At 70.6% G+C, this 19,142-nt stretch carries 21 protein-coding genes and 2 tRNA genes; 17 read left to right on the top strand and 6 right to left on the bottom strand.

What is annotated here, in order from left to right:
• The first annotated feature begins 270 nt into the window (after positions 1-270).
• The 4 genes from COUCH_RS00955 (at position 271) to COUCH_RS00940 (ending at position 1,729) form a co-directional block, all read left to right on the top strand.
• Positions 271-347, top strand: a tRNA-Ile gene (locus tag COUCH_RS00955).
• Positions 348-386: 39 nt separating this feature from the next.
• Positions 387-515 carry a DLW-39 family protein gene (locus COUCH_RS00950; protein WP_233413195.1) on the top strand — a complete coding sequence of 43 codons (129 nt, stop codon included), beginning with the start codon at positions 387-389 and terminating at the stop codon, positions 513-515.
• Between the two features lie 13 nt (positions 516-528).
• Positions 529-601: transfer RNA gene (locus COUCH_RS00945), tRNA-Ala, on the top strand.
• A 609-nt stretch (positions 602-1,210) separates the two neighbouring features.
• Positions 1,211-1,729 (top strand): helix-turn-helix domain-containing protein, encoded by a 519-nt coding sequence (locus tag COUCH_RS00940; protein WP_249610226.1) that lies wholly within the window; start codon positions 1,211-1,213, stop codon positions 1,727-1,729.
• A 151-nt stretch (positions 1,730-1,880) separates the two neighbouring features.
• Here COUCH_RS00940 and COUCH_RS00935 read toward each other — a convergent pair whose 3' ends face one another.
• Positions 1,881-2,765, bottom strand: coding sequence for a sulfotransferase domain-containing protein (locus COUCH_RS00935; protein WP_249610225.1), 885 nt, complete (start codon positions 2,763-2,765; stop codon positions 1,881-1,883).
• Between the two features lie 128 nt (positions 2,766-2,893).
• On the opposite strand from COUCH_RS00935, the gene COUCH_RS00930 reads away from it, so the two are divergent.
• On the top strand, positions 2,894-3,292 hold the full coding sequence (locus COUCH_RS00930) for an NUDIX domain-containing protein (protein ID WP_249610224.1): 399 nt from the start codon (positions 2,894-2,896) through the stop codon (positions 3,290-3,292).
• Between the two features lie 17 nt (positions 3,293-3,309).
• Here the strand turns inward: COUCH_RS00930 and COUCH_RS00925 are convergent, their stop codons facing one another.
• Positions 3,310-3,786 carry a hypothetical protein gene (locus tag COUCH_RS00925; RefSeq protein WP_249610223.1) on the bottom strand — a complete coding sequence of 159 codons (477 nt, stop codon included), beginning with the start codon at positions 3,784-3,786 and terminating at the stop codon, positions 3,310-3,312.
• Positions 3,787-4,131: 345 nt separating this feature from the next.
• On the opposite strand from COUCH_RS00925, the gene COUCH_RS00920 reads away from it, so the two are divergent.
• A complete protein-coding gene (locus tag COUCH_RS00920; protein ID WP_249613509.1) occupies positions 4,132-4,680 on the top strand; it encodes a YbaK/EbsC family protein in 549 nt (182 codons plus the stop codon).
• Between the two features lie 110 nt (positions 4,681-4,790).
• On the opposite strand, the gene COUCH_RS00915 is transcribed toward COUCH_RS00920, so the two are convergent.
• The 4 genes from COUCH_RS00915 to COUCH_RS00900 form a co-directional block, all read right to left on the bottom strand.
• Positions 4,791-5,432 carry a DsbA family oxidoreductase gene (locus COUCH_RS00915; protein ID WP_249610222.1) on the bottom strand — a complete coding sequence of 214 codons (642 nt, stop codon included), beginning with the start codon at positions 5,430-5,432 and terminating at the stop codon, positions 4,791-4,793.
• Entirely contained in the window at positions 5,429-5,884 is a 456-nt protein-coding gene (locus tag COUCH_RS00910; RefSeq protein ID WP_249610221.1) for a SufE family protein, read from the bottom strand. The genes COUCH_RS00915 and COUCH_RS00910 overlap by 4 nt, the downstream gene beginning before the upstream one ends.
• Before the next feature lie 429 nt (positions 5,885-6,313).
• A complete protein-coding gene (locus COUCH_RS00905; RefSeq protein WP_249610220.1) occupies positions 6,314-6,706 on the bottom strand; it encodes a CBS domain-containing protein in 393 nt (130 codons plus the stop codon).
• A gap of 63 nt (positions 6,707-6,769) precedes the next feature.
• Positions 6,770-8,542 (bottom strand): proline--tRNA ligase, encoded by a 1,773-nt coding sequence (locus COUCH_RS00900; RefSeq protein WP_249610219.1) that lies wholly within the window; start codon positions 8,540-8,542, stop codon positions 6,770-6,772.
• Between the two features lie 148 nt (positions 8,543-8,690).
• Between COUCH_RS00900 and COUCH_RS00895 the strand changes: the two genes are divergently transcribed.
• From COUCH_RS00895 to COUCH_RS00845, 11 genes are all read left to right on the top strand, one after another.
• Positions 8,691-9,464 (top strand): SGNH/GDSL hydrolase family protein, encoded by a 774-nt coding sequence (locus tag COUCH_RS00895; RefSeq protein WP_249610218.1) that lies wholly within the window; start codon positions 8,691-8,693, stop codon positions 9,462-9,464.
• Between the two features lie 5 nt (positions 9,465-9,469).
• Complete coding sequence (locus COUCH_RS00890; RefSeq protein ID WP_249610217.1) at positions 9,470-10,369, top strand: sulfurtransferase; 900 nt, start codon at positions 9,470-9,472, stop codon at positions 10,367-10,369.
• A gap of 134 nt (positions 10,370-10,503) precedes the next feature.
• Positions 10,504-11,073 (top strand): RNA polymerase sigma factor, encoded by a 570-nt coding sequence (locus COUCH_RS00885; protein ID WP_249610216.1) that lies wholly within the window; start codon positions 10,504-10,506, stop codon positions 11,071-11,073.
• A complete protein-coding gene (locus COUCH_RS00880; RefSeq protein WP_249610215.1) occupies positions 11,070-11,912 on the top strand; it encodes an anti-sigma factor family protein in 843 nt (280 codons plus the stop codon). The genes COUCH_RS00885 and COUCH_RS00880 overlap by 4 nt, the downstream gene beginning before the upstream one ends.
• Positions 11,909-12,760: an ABC transporter ATP-binding protein gene (locus COUCH_RS00875; RefSeq protein ID WP_249610214.1), complete on the top strand. Its 852-nt coding sequence runs from the start codon at positions 11,909-11,911 to the stop codon at positions 12,758-12,760. The genes COUCH_RS00880 and COUCH_RS00875 overlap by 4 nt, the downstream gene beginning before the upstream one ends.
• On the top strand, positions 12,757-14,253 hold the full coding sequence (locus COUCH_RS00870) for a hypothetical protein (RefSeq protein ID WP_249610213.1): 1,497 nt from the start codon (positions 12,757-12,759) through the stop codon (positions 14,251-14,253). The genes COUCH_RS00875 and COUCH_RS00870 overlap by 4 nt, the downstream gene beginning before the upstream one ends.
• On the top strand, positions 14,244-14,924 hold the full coding sequence (locus COUCH_RS00865) for a hypothetical protein (RefSeq protein WP_249610212.1): 681 nt from the start codon (positions 14,244-14,246) through the stop codon (positions 14,922-14,924). Before COUCH_RS00870 ends, COUCH_RS00865 begins: the two co-directional genes overlap by 10 nt.
• 68 nt (positions 14,925-14,992) lie before the next feature.
• The gene (locus tag COUCH_RS00860; protein WP_249610211.1) at positions 14,993-15,574 is read left to right on the top strand and encodes a VanZ family protein; all 582 of its coding nucleotides are present in this window, start codon (positions 14,993-14,995) and stop codon (positions 15,572-15,574) included.
• 44 nt (positions 15,575-15,618) lie between these two features.
• Entirely contained in the window at positions 15,619-16,221 is a 603-nt protein-coding gene (locus COUCH_RS00855; protein ID WP_249610210.1) for a TetR/AcrR family transcriptional regulator, read from the top strand.
• Positions 16,222-16,807: 586 nt separating this feature from the next.
• Positions 16,808-18,145 (top strand): acetyl-CoA carboxylase biotin carboxylase subunit, encoded by a 1,338-nt coding sequence (locus COUCH_RS00850; RefSeq protein ID WP_249610209.1) that lies wholly within the window; start codon positions 16,808-16,810, stop codon positions 18,143-18,145.
• Positions 18,146-18,150: 5 nt separating this feature from the next.
• Complete coding sequence (locus tag COUCH_RS00845; protein ID WP_249610208.1) at positions 18,151-19,044, top strand: hydroxymethylglutaryl-CoA lyase; 894 nt, start codon at positions 18,151-18,153, stop codon at positions 19,042-19,044.
• The last annotated feature ends 98 nt before the right edge of the window (positions 19,045-19,142 follow it).

Genomic DNA, 19,142 nt, shown 5'->3' with positions numbered 1-19,142 from the left:
GGCACGGGTGGTTCGGCTCTCGGCCAGACCTTTCCGATGCTCGGGGACGCTTCGTCGTGCCGTGCCGCCGGGAGTTCTGCCGCTAGCACCTCGTCAACCGGCCTGACGCTCGGGGAGTGCCCGGTCGATAGCGGGCGACGTGACCCGCCACCGCGTTAATCTGCTGGCGTCGGCCGTCCCGGCCTGCTTTCGTAATGACACCGGTGACGGCGCGGCGGCCCCGATTTGGGCCACCGGAACCGGGTACGGTAACCTTCGTGTCGCTGTCACGGGGCTATAGCTCAGTCGGTTAGAGCGCAGAGCTGATAACTCTGAGGTCGCTGGTTCGATTCCAGCTAGCCCCACCACGCACGTCCTCCGCCGAAGACTCAAAGGGGACCAGGCCCATGCTGAAGAAGCTCCTCCTCGTCGCCGGCATCGTCGGCGCGGCCGCCCTGGTGGTCAAGAAGGTCAAGGCCTCCAGCGACGAGCGCGCCCTGTGGCACGAAGCCACGACGGCACCCGACCTGCGATAGATTTCCCGATCTGGGGGCCCTAGCTCAACTGGCAGAGCACCGCCTTTGCAAGGCGGGGGTTAGGGGTTCAAGTCCCCTGGGCTCCACTTATCCGCTTCCTCTTCGGCCCCGGGTTCTCGCGACCTCGGGGCTTCTTCATGCGCGTATGGCCCTCCGCTTCTCCGCATGCGCCGGCCTCGGTCGCCCAGCCGCCGGCATCGCTGGGCGGGCCACGTGGCGCCTCGCGCCGCCGCTGATCGCCGCGCCTTGGTTGCCTCCCGGCCACGGTTTGCCCCCTCCGGCCGCGTTGGTCGCCGCGCCGCGCTGGTTTGTGGGCAGCTTTGGCCCTCGCGCTACGGTCAGTTCTGGCGCTGCGGGTTCTCGCGCTACGTCAGTTCTGGCGCTGCGGGTTCTCGCGCTACGTCAGTTCCGGCGCCGCCGGTTCTCGACCGTGTCGGTCCTCGGGCCGTGTCGGTCCCTGGGCCGCGGCTGGTCCCTGGGCCGCGGTTGGTTCTGGGTCGCGCTGTCCCTGGGTCGCGTCGATTCTCGGGCCCTCTCGGTCCTGGCGCCGGGTCGGTTTCGGCCTCGTCCCTGGCCGTGGCGCTCACCGGGAGGCTTTCACCGCCGGGTATGAAAGAGCCATCGGCCGTTCGGTTGTTGCATCAGGTCAGCCACCGCGTCAATATCCACCTGTGACGATGCGCACACGGAGCTGGATGACCACGGGCGAGGCGGCGGTACTGCTGCGGTCGTCGCGGGCTCATGTCGTCGATCTATGCCTGCGCGGGCTGTTGCCGTACGTCACGATCGAGGGGCAGCGGCGGATCCGGCGGTGCGACGTCGAGGCGTTCATCCAGCCCGGGATGACGCGGGAGCAGCTGCAGGTGCTGTGGCTGCACCGGGCGGTCGCCGGCCGGCTGGTGCAGGACCCCGGCGCGATCATGGCGGCGGCTGCCATCACTCTTCGTCGGCTGCGGCGCCTGCACCCCGAGGGCCGGGACTGGGAGTGGCTCGACCGCTGGGACGCCGTACTGGACCAGGGCGTGGATGCGGTTCTCGAGGCGCTGACCTCGTCCGCCGAGTACGCCGTCGAGCTTCGAACCGCCTCACCCTTCGCCGGCATCCTCACCGAGGCGGAGCGTCGCCGGGTGCTGGCTGCCTTCGCCGCCAGCCGGGCCGATCACGCGCGGCCGATGCGGCCCGAGAAGTTCGAGCGCGTTCTCCGCAGCGTCTGAGCCCAAAGCCCGGCTGAGGCGTCAGCGAACTCGGTCGTGGCTGCCCGGCCCGGCCCCGCCGCCGGGTGCGCCACGCATGGGTACCGGCCGGTCCCTGTGGCGAAGCCGTACTGCCATCGCCGCACGGGAGAGCCCGCGGGCGCTCGAGCCGTCAGCGGTGCAGCCAGGCCAGCAGGTCTGCGGGTGCCAGTTCGGCTGCGCGGTGCTCGTACCGAAGGAGCTCTTCGGGGGTGAGGAGTTCGCGGCCGGCGCCGGAGGTCCCTCGGCGGAAGAACGCGTTGCGGTCCTTCATGATGCCGGCCGGGTCGGGAGCCAGGCGGTCGGCACGGGCCCTCATCTGCGCGAACGTGGCGGCTTCGACGAGCGTCGGCCAGCGCTCCTCCGGTACGTCGATCGCCAGCCGGTCCGCGAGGCGTCGCATCTCACCCTCGAGGTTGTTCGTCAGGTCGGTGTAGTGCAGCAGGACGACGTTCGGGTCGTGGCGGCGGCGCCAAGCGTCCGACAGGTGCCACATGACTCCGGGCAGGGAATCGAGCGACTCCGCCGGGGCGACCTCCGCGTTGATCCAGTCGACGAGGGAGTCGTGCAGGGGACGGGCCACCGGTACGGGCTCGGCCGCGGGGGGCGGGGCCTGGCCGGGGGTGAGGAGCTCGGCGATGCGCTCGCGGTTGAGGTTGTCGCCCTGGTGGAAGAGGGAGACCGCCATGTCGAGCGGGTTCCGGGCCACCACGACGTACGTTGCTCTCGGGTCGAGGGGAATTCCGTCCAGCGGCGTGTGGGTCTTGATGAAGCGGCGGTGCTGCTGCTTCTCGAGGCGGGCGTAGACCTCGTCGCGGGGGACGATGAGCCAGTCCAGCCACGGCGACAGCTCCGGGAGCGGCGCGGGGAGCTCAGGGTCCTGGAAGACGAGCAGCGCGCAGATCATCTGCGCCCACGTCGTGCCGCTTTTCGACCGGGTACTGATCACGATGTCGCCCTGGCGGAACGGGAAGCCGTCCCAGCGGGCGCTGTCCTCGTCGGGGGAGCGGTAGCGCATTCCGCCCAAGCTAGGTCACCCCGTCACGCTGCGCGACCCCATTCCGAGCCACGGGTACGGAGTTTCGTTCGCGTGTGCGTGCCTCTACGTTCGCGCGGGCTCCGCCTCATCGTGAGTAGCCTTCACTCGTGAGTGGACGGAAACGAGCCGCGGCGATCATCGTGCGGGACGGGCGAGTGCTGATGGTGCACGAGCGGAGCCGGCGCGACGGCGGCCGCGAATGGTGGACGCTGCCGGGGGGCGGGATCGACCCGGGCGAGACCCCGGAGGACGCCGTACGGCGTGAGGTGGTGGAAGAGGTCGGCCTCGTCGTCAAGGAGGCGCGGTACCTGCAGGACGTGCCGTACCCGTCGGGCATGACTTCGGTGTTCGCCTGCACGGTGGGCGACGGCGAGCCGGAGCTGGGCCCGCACCTGGGCGGACCGGAGCCGATCGGGCTGGCCTGGGTGCCGCTGCCGGATGTGGAACCGGGCGCCGGCGGCCTGGTACCGATTCCACCGATGATCATCGCGATGCGGCTGGAGTAGGCGCGCCGAGCCCTCGGTCAGTCCCGGTGCCGAGACGCCGGCGTTTCCGAGTCGGGTAGCGCCGCGCCCGGGATGGGCGGCCCGCTCGTCGGAGCCGGATCCTTCGGGGAGGCCGGGGTGCGGCTGATGGTGCGGCGGCGTTCCGTGACGAAGTAGGCGCTGCTGAGGGCGTACCCAACAGTCAGAAGGAGCCCGACGGCCCGGACTCTCAGCGGGACGACGGCCGGAAGCGCGACGGCGAGCGCGGCCACCGACCAGATCGCGAGGAGCGTCGTGTTGGCGGTGTCGTGCGCCGTCCACCGGGTGGTGCGGCGACGGGCCTGGCGATGAATTTCGGTCAGGAGCGCGTGGCCCATCCCGAGCGCGAGCAGCCCGAGGAGCACGCTGGCGAAGATCGATTGCGCTCCACCGGCGACGGCCGCGACGGCCATGCCGCCGGTGAGCAGGGCGAGGCCGCTGACGGTACCGACCCGTGCGCCGCGTCTCTCCCCCACATCAAGTGACAGTCGGCAGGATCGGGGTCGGACTGAGCGGGGGGTCGGTCTTGTTATGGGTACGCCTGGTGGGTGGCTGGTTGCGTCCACGGTGTGGGACACGGTCTCGGTGTGGGTGGCGGCGTGCGCGGGTCGGCTCGGTGTGGGCGGCGGGGTTCGTGGTTTGGTTCGATGTGGGCGGCGGTCTCTTCGATTGACCGCGATTCGGCGGCGTGACCCGGCGGCGTGACCCGGCGGCGTGACCCGGCGGGTCGGGCAGGTGTGGAGGCAGCCGGGACACAGCTGGACGCCGACGGGGGACCTGAGTGGTTGGCCGGTCGGAATCCGGGCAGGATGACGGGCGTGATGGGATCTCTGAAGCTCGAGCCTGCGATCGCTCGGCTCGACCTGCTCGCCCGGCCGGTCGCGGCGGCGCTCGAGGTGTGGCCGGCGGACGCGCCGATCGACGGTGACCAGGTGCTGGTGGCGCCGATCGATGCCGAGCTGGCCGACACCGCGGCCTTCTGCGAGGCGTACGGGGTGGGGCTCGAGCAGTCCGCGAACTGTGTGATCGTGGCCGGCCGCCGCGGCGAGGTGACCAGGTATGCGGCTTGTGTCGTCCTGGCCACCACACGCGCGGACGTCAACGGCGTGGTGCGGCGTCACCTCGACGTACGCAAGGCCAGCTTCGCGCCGATGGACGACGCGGTACGGCTGACCGACATGGAGTACGGGGGCATCACCCCGATCGGGCTGCCGAAGTCGTGGCCGGTGCTGGTCGACTCGCGGGTGGTCGCGATGCCGCACGTGATCATCGGGTCGGGCGTACGGCACAGCAAGATTGCCATTGCCGGCCCGGCGCTGGGGGCGCTGCCCGGGGCTGAAGTGATCGAAGGGTTGGCCCGCGAGGTGTAGCGGCCGACTGGACGGAGCGGCGATCTATCAGGGTCAGGCGCTGCTCCGCTGGGGTCGCCGCCATCATCAGGGTGGCCGGCGACCGGTCTAGCTTGGTTTCACGTGGAACATCATTGAGCCACGTCGACGGCCTCGCGGCGGGCGATCTCGTCGAGGGCCTGCCGGAGCACGGCGACCTCCTGCGCGCCCTGCACCGCGTACTTCCGGTCGATCACGAACGTCGGAACGCTGGTGATGCCGAGCTCGCGCGCCTCCAGCAGATCGGCGTTCACCGCGTCCGTCCCCGCGGGCGATGCGAGGTAGGCGAGCGCGGCCTCCTCGTCCAGCCCGATCGACCCTGCCAGCCGCGCGAGGGCGGCATGGTTGCCGATGTCGACGCCCTGCTCGAAGTGCGCCCGCTGCAGCGTCTCGGTCATCATCAGCTGGAGGTCCTGCCCGGCCGCCCACGCGATGAGCCGGTGCGCATCGAACGTGTTGGCGTTGATCGCCCGGTCGAAGTCCAACGTGAGCCCGTCGGCCGCACCGATCGCCGTGACGTGCGAGAACATCTGTTCGGCGCGCTGCGCGCCGCCGAACTTCTCCGCCAGGGCCTGCTTCGTCGGCACGGGCTGCGGCACGGGACTGGGATCCAACTGGTACGCCCGGAAGGTCACGGTCACGTCGCCGGTGAACCCTTCGAGCGCCGTCTCCAGCCGCCGCTTGCCGATGTAGCACCACGGGCAGACGACGTCCGACCACACTTCGATGTTCACGATCGTGCCTCTTCCTGCTCGCGTGCCTCTTCCTGCTCGCGGATCTGACGCTTGAGCCGAGCCAGGATCGCCGTCCCACCCCGGATGCGCAGCGGGCTGATCGCCGTGGCCAGGCCCATCCTGCTGTACAGGTCGTCGGGCACGGTCAAGATCTCTCCGGCCGTGGCGCCCTCGAGCCCTTCCGACAGAATGCCCGCGAACGCCCGCGTGGTCGGTGCCTCGGGCGGGCAGTCGAACCACGTCGTGACCGTCTCGTCGGGCTGCACCTGGGCGCGGAGGAAGAACTGCGTCTGGCACTCCGGCACCTGCTCCATGCCCTCGTGGTTCTTGAGCTCGGCGGGCAGGGGAGGCACCGAGTCGGCGAACTCCAACAGCATCTCGAGGACGACCTCGCGAGGCGCGGAGGAGAACTCGTCGACGATCTCGGCCAGCTTCGGCGGCATGTCGCTCACGGTTGTGACCCTACGTCGCGCAAGCACCCTCCGCCGGTCCCGCCGACCAGCCGGCCGGGTGTCGATGGCCACGTTGGATGTGGCCAAGTGCCCGCGACGACCAGCCGACGCATCAACAAGCCTTACCGGCTGACCTTCGCCCGACGGTGCGCCGGCGTGAAAGCTCGTGCAGAACCGGCTAGGCCGACAGCTTGTGCCGGCGAGGCTGGGCGGTGCTTGGCCGGACAGCTCATGGCGGCGGCTCGCCCGAAACAGGTCAGAGCGGCGGCTCGTGCAGGACGGCTCCGGTCCGGGCCGGCAGCTCGCGGCGGGACCGGTCCGGGCCGGCGGCTTGTGCCGGGACCGGTCCGGGCAGTGGCTCGTCGCGGAGGCGTCTGGGTCGGCGGCTCGTGCAGGGTCCGGTCAAGGCGGTGGCTTGTGCCGGACGGGTCAGGCCGGCGTCGAGGTGGGGACCAGGGCGACGTCGCTCAGGCTCAGGATTCCGACCACCTTGCGGTCGGCGTCGCACACCAGCAACCGGCGTACGCCGCGCTCGCGCATGGCTTGGACCGCCTCCTCCACCGTCGCGGCCTGCTCCACCATGATGAGCTCCACCGTCGCGATGGATGCCAGTGTCGTCGAGTGCGGCGGCAGTCCTTCGGCGATCGCCCGGACCACGATGTCGCGGTCGGTGACCATGCCGGACATGGTGGGGCCGTTGGTCACGATGACGTCGCCGATGCCCTGGTCGCGCATGACCTGGGCCGCTTCGTCGAGCATCGTGTCGCCCGGCAGGTAGACGACCTTCCGGGTCATCACGTCCGCCACTGCCGTCCGAGCCATGGCTGTACCTCCCCGCGCTCGTACCCGCCCGTTACGCGAGCGGGTACCCGACCGTCTCATCGATTACACCCCGTGCCCCTCGGGCGGGGGATCGCCGAGGCCGGCCGCCGATGAGCCGGTGACGGCATCGACGACCTCCGGCAGGGCGACGTCGCGGCGTTCACCCGTACGGCGATCGCGTAGTTCCGCGTACCCCTCGGACAGACGGCGGCCGACCACGACGCAGCGTCGGATGCCGATCAGCTCCGCATCGGTGAACTTGACGCCGGCCGACAGTTGCGGCCGGTCGTCGACCAGCACGCGTAGCCCGGCGGCCGACAGGTGCGACGCGAGCTCCAGTGCTGCCGGTATCTGCCCGTCCTTGCCGGCGCCGATGACGTGCACGTCGGCGGGAGCGACCTCGTCGGGCCAGATGATGCCGCGGTCGTCGTGGTGCTGCTCGACGATGGAGGCCACCGCGCGGGAGATGCCGATGCCGTAGGAACCCATGGCCGGGCGTACGGGTCGCCCGTCGGCGCCGAGCACATCGACCTTGAACACGTCGGTGTAGCGGCGGCCGAGCTGGAAGATGTGCCCGATCTCGATGCCTCGGCGGATGGTCAGCGCGCCCTCGCCGCACCGCGGGCAGGGGTCGCCGGCGCGGACGTACGCCGCCTCGATCGTGCCGTCCGGCGTGAAGTCGCGTCCCGCGACGACACAGGTGGCGTGCTTCCCCGGCTCGTTGGCGCCGGTCAGCCATGCGCTCCCGGTGACCACGCGCGGGTCGGCGAGGTATCGCACCTTGAGACCCTGCGGGCCGATGTAGCCGCGGACGAGGTCGGGTCGTGAGGCGAAGTCGTCGAACATCGTCGCGGTGGCGGGGGCGATAGCTGCCTCCAGGCGCTTCATGTCGACCTCTCGGTCGCCGGGAACGCCGATGACCAGCAGCTCGTCCTCCTTGCCGGGGTGATGAACGGAGACGACCACGTTCTTGAGGGTGTCCGCGGCCGTCCAGTCGGTGCGGCCGTCGAGCGCGCGGGCGTTGGCCAGGTCGACCAGGGCTGCGATGGTCGGTGTCGCGGGAGTGTCGTGGACGGTGAGCGCACCGTGCTCGCGGCTGTCCGGCGGCGGCACGGGCGTCACCACGGCCTCGGTGTTCGCCGCGTAGTCGCACCGGGTGCAGCCGACGAAGGTGTCCTCTCCCACGTCGGACATGGCGAGGAACTCCTCGGACGCGGAGCCGCCCATCGCCCCGGAAACGGCCGACACGATGGTGTGTTCGAGCCCGAGCCGTTCCAAGATGCGTTGATAGGCCGCCCGGTGCCTCGCGTACGCCTCGCGCAGTCCTTCTTCCGACAGGTCGAACGAGTAGGAGTCCTTCATCAGGAACTCCCGGCCGCGCAGCAAGCCCGCGCGGGGGCGCGCCTCGTCGCGGAACTTGGTCTGCACCTGGAAGAGGATCAGCGGGAAGTCGCGGTAGGAACTCGTCATGTCCTGGACGAGCAGCGCGAACATCTCCTCGTGGGTCGGGGCGAGCAGGTAGTCGCCCCCACGCCGGTCCTTCAGCCGGAAGATGTCATCGCCGTACTCAGTCCAGCGCCCGGTGACGTCATAGGGCTCTCGCGGCAGCAGCGCCGGGAAGCTGACCTCCTGCCCGCCGATGCCGGCCATCTCCTCCCGGACGATCGCCGTGATGCGGTCGAGGACGAGCTTGCCGAGCGGCAGCCACGTGTGTCCGCCCGGCGCCGCGCGGCGGATGTAGCCGGCCCGCAGGAGCAGCCGATGGCTCGGCACCTCCGCTTCCGCCGGCTCCTCGCGCAGGGTCTTGAGCAGCATCGTGGACATTCGCGTGAGCATGCCCGAGAGCCTAGGGAGGCCCACCGACAGAAACATCCCGTTATCGCGGGCCTCCTCAGTGTCGCCATCGTCACTCTGCCGTTCGTCGCCGGCCGGTGGAAAACTCGCTGTGAATCTGCGACTGAGGAGACGTTCAGGGGGCGGGGGCATGACCTGGAAGAGCTTCGTGGCGATGGGTGACAGCTTCACCGAAGGCATGGATGACGGCTATCCCGACGGGAGCTACCGCGGGTGGGCAGACCTGGTGGCGGCCCGGCTGGCCGTCGAGGCGGGCCCCGATTTCGGGTACGCGAACCTCGCCGTCCGCGGCAAACTGCTCGATCAGGTCGTCGCCGACCAGCTGGAGCCGACGCTGGCGATGCGGCCCGACCTGGTCAGCTTCGCCGCGGGCGGCAACGACGTCCTGCGCCGCAAGGTCGACCCGTGGGGCCTCGTGCACCGGATCGACCCGGTCATCGGCGGGCTGCGCGCCGCCGGCGCCGACGTCATCCTGTTCCGGTTCGCGGACGTCACCGTGCACCTGCCGGGCCAGCGCATCGTCGGTCCCCGTGCCGCGGCGCTCAACGACGGCGCACGTGAGCTGGCTCAGCGCCACGGCGCGTACCTCATAGATCTTTTTGCCGACGACGCCTTCCGCAACCCGCTGATGTGGAGTGCCGACCGCCTGCATCTGTCGGCCGCCGGTCATCGACGTGTCGCTGCGCACGTCCTGAACACGCTCGGCGTCGGTGTCGACGAGGACTGGATGCTGGTTCCGCCGATGCCCGCGCCGACGCCCTGGCTCCTGGCCCGCGGCGCCGACCTGCGCTGGGCCGGGCAGCATTTCGCCCCCTGGCTGAAGCGGCGGCTCGTCGGCGCCTCCTCTGGTGACGAGGTCACGGCGAAGCGGCCCCGGCTTGCCCCCATCGACGCGATAGCGTGAGTGACATGTCCGTTGCGAACGACCCGGCGCCGTCCCTGCAGGCGTACGCCCACCCTGAGAAGCTGGTCACCACCGACTGGCTCGCCGCCAACCTCGACACACCCGGCCTGGTGGTCGTCGAGTCGGATGAGGATGTCCTGCTCTACGACACCGGCCACATCCCGGGTGCCGTGAAGGTCGACTGGCACCTCGAGCTGAACGACCAGCTCACCCGGGACTACCTGGACCCGGCCCAGTTCGCGGCGATGTGTGAGGCGAAGGGCATCGGCCGGGACGACACGATCGTCTTCTACGGCGACAACTTCAACTGGTGGGCCGCGTACGCGCTCTGGGTCTTCAGCCTGTTCGGGCACCGCGACGTGCGCCTTCTCGACGGCGGCCGGCAGAAGTGGGTGGCTGAGGGACGGGAGATGACCCGCGAGAAGACGGTACGCCCGCCCGCGACGTACCCGGTTCCTGCGCGCGACGACAGCCAGCTCCGCGCCTTCCGTGACCAGGTGATGGCGCACATCTCGAGCGGTCGTCCGCTCGTCGACGTGCGTTCCCCGCAGGAGTACACGGGTGAGCTGACCCACATGGAGGCGTACCCGCAGGAGGGCGCGCTGCGCGGCGGCCACATCCCCGGCGCGGTCAGCAAGCCGTGGAAGTCCGCCGCCAACGAGGACGGCACGTTCAAGCCGGCCGACGAGCTGACGAAGATCTATCAGGACGAGCTCGGCCTCGAGACGGGCGACGACATCATCGCGTACTGCCGGATCGGCGAGCGGTCGAGTCACACCTGGTTCGTGCTGCACCACCTGCTCGGCTACCCGCAGGTGCGCAACTACGACGGTTCCTGGACGGAGTGGGGCAACCTGGTCCGGGCGCCGATCGCGAAGGGGGCGGAGCCCGGCGGGCTCGCCTGACCTGCCCCTTCACCGCTGACGCCGTCCGGACATCCGGGCGGCGTCTTCTTTGCGTCGTCATCCGCCACCAAGGTTTTCCACAGGTCCTCCTCGCCGCGTGAACCAAATTCGGCTCGCTTCGCGATAGTCCTTGTGTGAGGCGCAGAAGGCAGACACCGGTCCGGCCGGTGACCCAGGACAGCAGCGACGCCGACCTGCTGCGCGCCGTCGCGGCGGAGGACATGGAGGCCCTGCATCTGCTGCACGGCCGCCACGCATCCTGGCTGAGGTTCCGGCTGACGCGCCGCTGCGCGGACCCCGACGTCGTGGACGCCGCGATCCAGGACACGTTCGTCGCGATCTGGCGGGATGCCCGGAGGTATCGCGAGACCGGCGCCGATCCGGCCGGCTGGATCTGGACCATCGCGATCCGGCGGCTGGTCGGCAACCTCCGCGGGCCCGGTCACCGGTGGGTGGGCGGCATCCCCGAGCAGGACGTCGAGACCGTGCCGTCGGCAGAGGACCTGGTGCTCCTCCGGGTCGAGCACGGCGATCTCGGCAAGGCCCTCGACCGGCTCTCCCCGGAACTGCGCGCGGTCATTCAGGCGACCGCGATCGACGGCCTCACGGTCAAGGAAGCGGCGCGCTGTCTCGGCGTCGCGGAAGGCACGGCGAAGACCCGGCTGATGCGGGCCCGGGCACGGCTACGGGAGTTGCTGGCATGACCTCGAAGGAAACCGCCGCCTGGCACACCGACGCGGAACTTCTCGATGCGTACGCGACTGGCCGGCTCACTCCCAGTCGCGTGATGGCGGTGGACGCGCACCTGCGAGCGTGCGCACTCTGCCGGGCGGCTGTGCCGACCGACATGGCCTGGCTCGAGCGCAACTGGGGCCAGGTGACGGATGTCCTCCAGGCCGCTCGGCAGAGCCGGGTGGAGCGGGCGCTGGGCAGCGTCGGCCTTCCCGAGCATCGGGTGCGGCTGCTGGCTGCCACTCCCGCCCTGCGCTGGTCGTGGGTCCTGGCCACTGCCGCGGTGCTCGGGTTCGGCGTCGCCGCTGCGTATACCGGGCAGGCGGGCGCCCGCACGACACTGCTGTTGTTCCTCGTGTTCGCCCCTGTGCTTCCTGTGCTGGCGGTTGCCACCGCGTACGGCCCTCCCGCGGACCCGATGCACGAGATCACCTCGGCGACCCCCATGGCGGGACCGTCCCTGGTGCTCTGGCGTGCGACGGCAGTGGTCGGGGTGTCCATGGCCATGGGCGCCGTCGCGGCCCTCCTCCTTCCCGGGCCGGGATGGTTGGCCGGCGCGTGGCTGTTGCCCGCCTTCCTGCTGTGCGTCAGCACCCTGGCGCTCGCCACAGCGCTGCCCCTCGCCGCGGCCGCCGGCGTCTTCGGTGGACTCTGGCTGATCGTCGTCGGCGGGGTGGCGATCGCCGGCTCGCCCGTCCAGACGCTGTTCTTCGGGCCGGTAACCCAGGCCGGCTACCTCGCCGCGGCGCTCCTGGCAACCGCGGTTCTCGCCGTGCGCCACCGCCGCCTCGACCCGGGGGAGACGAGATGACCACCGTCCGCATTCAAGGGCTCGGCAAGCGCTACGGATCCACGACCGCGGTGGACGATCTCGACCTGGACATCGGCATCGGCGTGACCGGCCTGCTCGGTCCCAACGGCGCCGGGAAGACCACGCTGCTGCGCTGCCTGGCGACGGCGCTCGCGCCGGATCGGGGGCGGGTGGAGGCGTACGGGCTGGATCCGGCCGTCGCCACCCAACGGACCGCATTGCGCCGTCGCCTCGGCTACCTGCCGCAGGACCCGGGGCTCTATCCCAACTTCTCGGCCGCGGCGCTGCTCGACTACGTCGCCGTGCTCAAGGAGATGACGGACGGCCGTCGCCGCCGGGCCGAGGTGCGCCGGGTGCTGGAGGAGGTCGGGCTGACCGACCGCGCCAATGTGAAGGTGCGGAAGCTGTCCGGAGGGATGCGCCAGCGCCTAGGCCTCGCCCAAGCGCTTCTCGGCGAGCCAGATCTGCTGATCCTCGACGAACCGACGGTGGGACTGGACCCCGAGCAGCGCATGCTCTTCCGCGCCCTGATCTCCCGGCTCGGCGAGACGCGTACGGTGCTGCTCTCCACTCACCAGACGGAAGACGTCGGCGCGCTCTGCGGGCGCGTGGTGGTGATGAAGCAGGGGCGAGCGGTGTACGACGGCACGCCCCGAGGCCTCGCGCAACAGGCCGACGGGCAGGTGTGGTTGTCCGCCGAGCCGCCGGAGACCAACCCGCTGTACTGGCGCAACTCCGACGGCGAGTTCCGCACTCTCGGGCCGCAGCCGCCGAACGGCACACCGGTCAAGCCCTCGATCGAGGACGGCTACCTGATGCTGCTGGGCCCGGAGGTGGCGGTCCGATGAGCGCGACCCTCATGCAGCCCGTGCGAGCTCCGGCGGGGGTGGCAACGAGGTCGCTGACACTCAAGGAAGCACGCCTGCTGCTCGGCATGTCGACCCTGTGGACCGGCGTGGTCCTCGCCGTGGCCCTGTGTACGGCGTGGGGCTGGACGACCGAGCCGCGCTGGGACGTGTTCACGGCGAACTCCGGCATGGCGTCCCTGGTGCTCGCTGGCTTCCTCGTGCTGATCGGGCACCTGGCAGCGTCCCGGGATCATCGGCACGGCGCGACGGAATCCGCGCGTACGCTGCCCAGCCCGGCGCGCCGCAGGACGGTGGGGCTGCTGGCGCTCGTGCCGACGGCCGGACTCGTGGCCGTGCTGGCCGTGGGCGTCGAGTTGGTTCTGCTGCTCCCGTCATGGCCTGCGGGCGCCTTCGACCCGTGGTTGATGGCGGTAGCCGTCGTGACCCCGATGATCGGTGCAGCCGTGGGCGTCGCGGTGGGTCGGTGGCTGCCGTCGACGGCTGCTGGTCCGCTGACGCTCTTCGGTCTCGCGGCGGTGCTGGCCATGCTGCCGGTGCTGGGATCCAGCGCGGACGCCCTGGCCTGGCTGCTGTTCCCAGTAGTGGTCGACGAGAACGTGGCGCCGACGATGCCCCGGCCGACCGGCGCCCACCTGATCTACCTGGTCGCCCTGCTCGTCGTTGTGATCGCCGCTGCGCTTCTCCGGCATGGGCGGACCCTCGCCTCGACCGTCATGGCGGTCGCGCTCGTGGTCGCCGTGGCCGCCGTGCAGCGACAACAGGACGAGCGGCTTCCGGCCGGCCCTGAGGCGGCGCAGCCCTATCTCGACGAGTCGGCGCAGCACTGCGAACAACGAAACAGGGTCACCTACTGCGCGCTGTACGGGTACGGGCGCTGGATCTCGCTGTGGGAGGAAGCGGTCGACCCGGTGGTTTCGGCGTTGCCCGCAGGCCTCACCGACCTGCCGAGCGTGCGGCAGGGCGTCGGGCCCGCGACCAGCGTGATCGTCGACCAGCACTGGGGCCGGCACGGCTCATGGGCACGCACCAGCCGCACCGACCTCACCGTGCAGTACGTTCGCGTGCTCCTCAGAATGCCGGATCAGCTCGCCGGCCGGCCCGGGCCCGGCAGTCTTCCCGAGCGCAACAGGGCAGTGCTTCCGGGCGGCTCGGTGGAGTTGAGCACCGGACCGAGATGTTCGGGGGCAGGTCAGTTGCGCACCGTCATCGCCCTGTGGCTGCTCGCCCAGTCCGGCGAAGACGGCCGTGCGCTCCTCAACGATCCGAACGAACTCCACCTCGGCCGGGTAGACGTCGGCGAGGCAGAGATCGAGGCCGCGAAGCGCCTGCTCGACGCACCCCGCGACAGGCTGAACGCCATGGTGGTCGACAACTGGGACGCGATGCGGTCGGCGGCGCCGGTCGGTGACCTGCTCGCGCCGTTCGGGGTGGCCACCCTGCCGGTCGTCGACGAGGAGGCCGCATGCCCGTGAGGGTTCGGCAGGTGCTCCTCCTCACGACGCCGGTCGTACGCCTCGTGCCGTGGATCCCCGTCGCCGCCGCGACCGCGGTCTCAGTGCTCGCCCTCCTTCCCGCACTCGCCGGCGCGCCCGCACCCGCGAGCCAGATCTGGGGCGTACGGATCGCTGCTGTTGTCCTCGGCGCGGGCGCGAGCTTCGCCATGGTCGACCCGATGGCTCCGCTGTCGGTGATGCCGACCCCTCGCTGGCTGCGGCAATGGCTGCGCCTCACCGTCGTCGCCTTGCCGGCCGCAGCGATATGGGCAGTTCTGTATCGGGCCGCCGCCGCGAGCGTGGCTCCTGGCCGGCTCCCGTCCCGGGATCTCGCACTGGAGGCAGCCGTGTGTGGGCTGGCCGGGCTGGTGGGTGCGGCCGTGGCCGCCCGACGCGGGCATTCCCTGACCGCCGCCGTGGCCGGTCCGGCGACGCAGGGTGGCCTGATGGTCGCCACGCTCTTCCTGCCGGCCAAGTACTCGGCATGGCCGTTGCCTGGTCAACCGCAGTGGGACTCGGCCCACGACTGGTGGCTGCCGATGCTGCCCGTCCTAGCCGCGGCATTGGTGCTCGCGAACCGGGAGGTCTGGCCATGGCGCCTGCCGCAACGCTCCGGTGCCAAGACGACGGACCTCGTAGGGGAATCATGACCTGAGCCATCGATTGCGCGACCGTTCGGACGCGGCGTCGATTTGGCCGGGAGGCGTACCTTGCGGCGGTGGGTGCGGCTTGGCGGGATCACGGCGTCACCATCGTCGTCGCGCTCCTTGTCCTTCCCGCGGCGAGCCTCCTGGCGTACCGGTGGCGTCGGCACAGCGTGAGTCGCCGGCATGCGATCGCCGAGGTGGGGATGGTGGCCGGCTCGGTGCCCTGGGCCGTCATGCTCTTCACGCCGCAGCCCGCTCCGCGCTCGGTCGATCTCGTACCGCTGCACGACCTGCCGTCCTGGGTGGCGGGCGACCCGGGCACCGCGGCGGCTCAGATTGTCGGGAATCTGCTCGTGCTTGCCGCCTTGGGCTTCTTCCTGCCGCTGCGGTTCGTCTCTTTCGCCTCCCTGTGGCGGGTGGCGGCCGTGGCAGTCGTCGCCTCGGGCGTGGTCGAGACCCTCCAGTGGGTGCTCGCCATCGGCCGGGTGTCGAGCGCCGACGACGTGCTCGTCAATACCCTCGGGGCCGTGTTGGCTGCTGCGGCCTCGCGACCATGGTGGGCGCGTTCCTCGCCGGTCGGCGAGAACCTGCCGCGGCATAGCCGACAAAGCGTCCCGCCGGAAACAGCTGACGTGCCGGACCGCACTGCCTGAACGACCGTTAAGTACTCGGCTTGACAGCGGGTTAGAGTGGCCAGGTGACGGTAGATCAGCACCAGCGTCCTGGACCGCCGGCCCCTCGCCGCCGGTCGCGCCGGGACGAGATCCTCGAGATCGCGGTCGGCCTCTTCGCCGCTCGCGGATATCACGGCGTATCGATGGATGACATCGGTTCCGCCGCCGGGGTGACCGGTCCGGCGCTGTACCACCACTTCGCCGGGAAGGAGGCCATGCTGGTCGCCGCGCTCATCCCGGTCAGCGAGAGCCTGCTCCACGGCGGCCGCGAGCGGGTCGGGCGTCGCTCCGGCGACGCGCAGGCCACGCTGTCCGACCTGATCGAGTTCCACGTCGAGTTCGCGCTGGCCAACCCCGCGGTGATCGCGCTGCACCTGCACGAGCTGGACCGGCTGCCGGATGAGCCGAAGCGGCAGATCCGGCGGTTGCAGCGCCTGTACGTGGAGGAGTGGGTCGGAGTGCTGTCCACGCTGCGTCCCGAGCTGGACGCCGGCGAGGCGCGGGTACTGGCACACTCGGCATTCGGCTTGATGAACTCGACGCCCTTCCTGGGCGGCGAGGTCGACCGCCAACGCCGGGCCGCCCTCCTGCGCGAGGCGACCATGCACGCACTGATCGGCCGCTGACCGGCCGGCACATCGAGCACATGGTCGCCGCCGAGCCCGCCACCAGGCCCGCCGCCCCGGGCCGGACGGCTGGCTGCGGTCCACCGGCTGCTGCCGGCCCGTCGGCTTCCGACCGGCTGGCTTCGGGCTTCATGCTTACGGGCCAGCCGACCCACCGGCCATCCGCTACGGACGCATCGCCCCCAGGTCTGCCGCCGCGCACGGGTCTGCCGCCCCCGGGCTTGGCGTTTCGCAACGCCGCCGACGTCGAGCGAGCCCATCTCGACCTGCGGCCAACCATCCTTGAGCCGGCGATCCTCGGCTCGCGGCCATCAGCCGCCGCCCATATGCCTCGGCCTGCGGCGAATCAGCCGTCGGTCAACCGTCCTCGGCCCAGGCCCAATCGGCCCCCGCCAACCGAGGCCCCGCCAACCGAGGCCCCGCCAACCGAGGCCCCGCCAACCGAGGCCCCGCCAACCGAGGCCCCGCCAAGCGAGGCCCCAGTCCAACGAGGCCCCCAACCACCAGGCCCCCACCCCCGCGGCCACGAACCACCCCACGGCCCACCCAAGGCCGACCCCACCCCACCCTCCACACAAGGAGCGAAATGATCGACTCGCTGCTCATAGCCAACCGGGGCGAGATTGCCCGCCGGATCATCCGTACGGCCCGGCGTCTCGGCATCCGGGCGGTCGCGGTCCACTCCGAGGCGGATGCCGGCATGCCGTTCGTGCTCGAGGCCGATGAGGCGGTGTGTGTCGGCCCCGCGAACCCGGCTCAGAGTTACCGCAACACGGACGCCATTCTCGCCGCGGCCAAGCAGACCGGGGCTCAGGCGATCCACCCCGGCTACGGCTTCCTGAGTGAGAACGCCGACTTCGCCCGTACGGTCGAAGCCAACGGTCTGGTGTGGGTCGGGCCGTCCGCCGAGGCGATCAGCGCGATGGGCGACAAGATCAATGCTCGGAATCTGATGGCCGCCGCCGGCGTGCCGGTGGCGCCGGGTACGCAGGATCCGGCGACCTCGGTGGAGGCTGCGTTGGAGGCCGCGTCCGCCATCGGGTTCCCGGTGATGGTCAAGGCTGCCGCCGGTGGTGGCGGGATGGGCATGGCCGTGGCGAACGACGAGGCCGGGCTGCGTGCGGAGTTCGACAAGGTGCGCGCGTTCGCCGAGCGGATGTTCGGTGACGGTTCGGTGCTCATCGAGCGCTACTTTCCCCGCGTACGGCATGTGGAGGTGCAGATCCTCGGGCTGGCCGACGGCCGGGTGATCGCGCTCAGCGAGCGGGAGTGTTCGGTGCAGCGGCGTAACCAGAAGTTGCTGGAGGAGGCGCCGAGCCCGGCCGTGAGCCCGGAGCTGCGGCAGCGGTTCCTGGCCGCCGCCGTGCTGGCCGGTGAGGCCGTGAAGTACCGCAACGCCGGCACCGTGGAGTGCCTGCTTGACCCCGTGAGCGGCGAGTTCTTCTTCTTGGAGATGAACACCCGGCTGCAGGTCGAGCACCCGATCACCGAGCTGATCCACGGCATCGACCTGGTCGAGCAGCAGCTGCGGATCGCGTCGGGTGAGGCTCCGACGTTCGACGTGGACGATCTCACCACCCGCGGGCACGCGATCGAGTTGCGGGTCAACGCCGAGGATCCGAAGCGGTTCCTGCCCGGGCCGGGCAAGGTCGCCACCTGGGTGGAGCCGGCCGGCGAGGGGGTCCGGGTGGATTCCGGGTACGGGCCGGACACCACGGTGACGCCGTTCTACGACTCGCTGATGGCGAAGCTGATCGTCGTCGGCGCGGATCGGGCGGAGGCGATCGAGCGGGCGCGGGCTGCCGTGGCCGGGTTCGAGATCGCCGGGCCGAAGAACAACCTGCCGTTCTTCGCCGAGCTGCTGGAGAACGAGGAGTTCCTGAGCGGCGACTACGACACCGGCATCGTGGCGCGGATGAGGTGACGGCGATGACGACGACGGCTGTCTCGGTGCGGGAGGTCGCTCCGCGCGACGGGCTGCAGAACGAGGAACCCATCCCGACCGACAACAAGGTCCGGCTGATCGACGCGCTGTCCCGGACGGGGGTACGGCGGATCGAGGCGGTGTCCTTCGTTCATCCGAAGGCGATCCCGCAGATGGCCGACGCCGACGAGGTGTGGGCGCGGGCGTGGCACAACCCGGACGTGCGGTATTCGGCGCTCATCCCGAACACGCGCGGCGCCGAGCGGGCGATCAAGGCCGGCTTCCGGGAGATCGAGGTCGTGGTCTCCGCCAGTGACACCCACAACCGCCGGAACCTGAACCGGTCGACCGGGGATTCGCTGGACGACATCGCCGGCCTGATCCCGCTGGTGCACGAAGCCGGGGCGACGCTGGAGGTCATCGTCGCGACCAGCTTCGGGTGCCCGTTCGAGGGTGACATCGCCCCGGACCGGGTGGCGTCCATCGTGGAGCGGGTCCGCGCCGACGGCGCGGACCGGGTGGCCTTCGGCGACACCACCGGCATGGCGACCCCGCGCCGGGTCCGCGACCTGCTTTCGGCCGTACGCCCGGAGCTGCTGCACTTCCACAACACCAGGGGTACGGGGCTGGCGAACGTCCTGACCGCCCTGGAGCTGGGGGTGACGGAGTTCGACGCGAGCGTGGGCGGGATCGGCGGGTGCCCGTACGCGCCGGGCGCCTCCGGGAACATCGCGACCGAGGAACTGGTGCACATGCTCGAGGACATGGGCATTGACACGGGAATAGATCTCGACGAGCTGATCCGGGTGGCGGAACTCGCCGAGGGTCTGCTCGGGCGCACACTCCCGTCGGGTGTTCTTCGGGCCGGGCCGCGTACCAGATTGGTCGCCTCTGCCTGACTCATTCTTCGGTAGGTGCGGAAAGCGGACGATCACTTTTCTCCATTCGTCTGCGTGACCCTGACTGTGTCGCTTCGTTACCAATACCGAGCGGCCGA

This window comes from Couchioplanes caeruleus (assembly GCF_023499255.1).
Classification (GTDB): domain Bacteria; phylum Actinomycetota; class Actinomycetes; order Mycobacteriales; family Micromonosporaceae; genus Actinoplanes; species Actinoplanes caeruleus_A.
The sequence above is the reverse complement of the archived record's forward strand: the minus strand, read 5'-3'. Positions and strand labels throughout refer to the sequence as shown.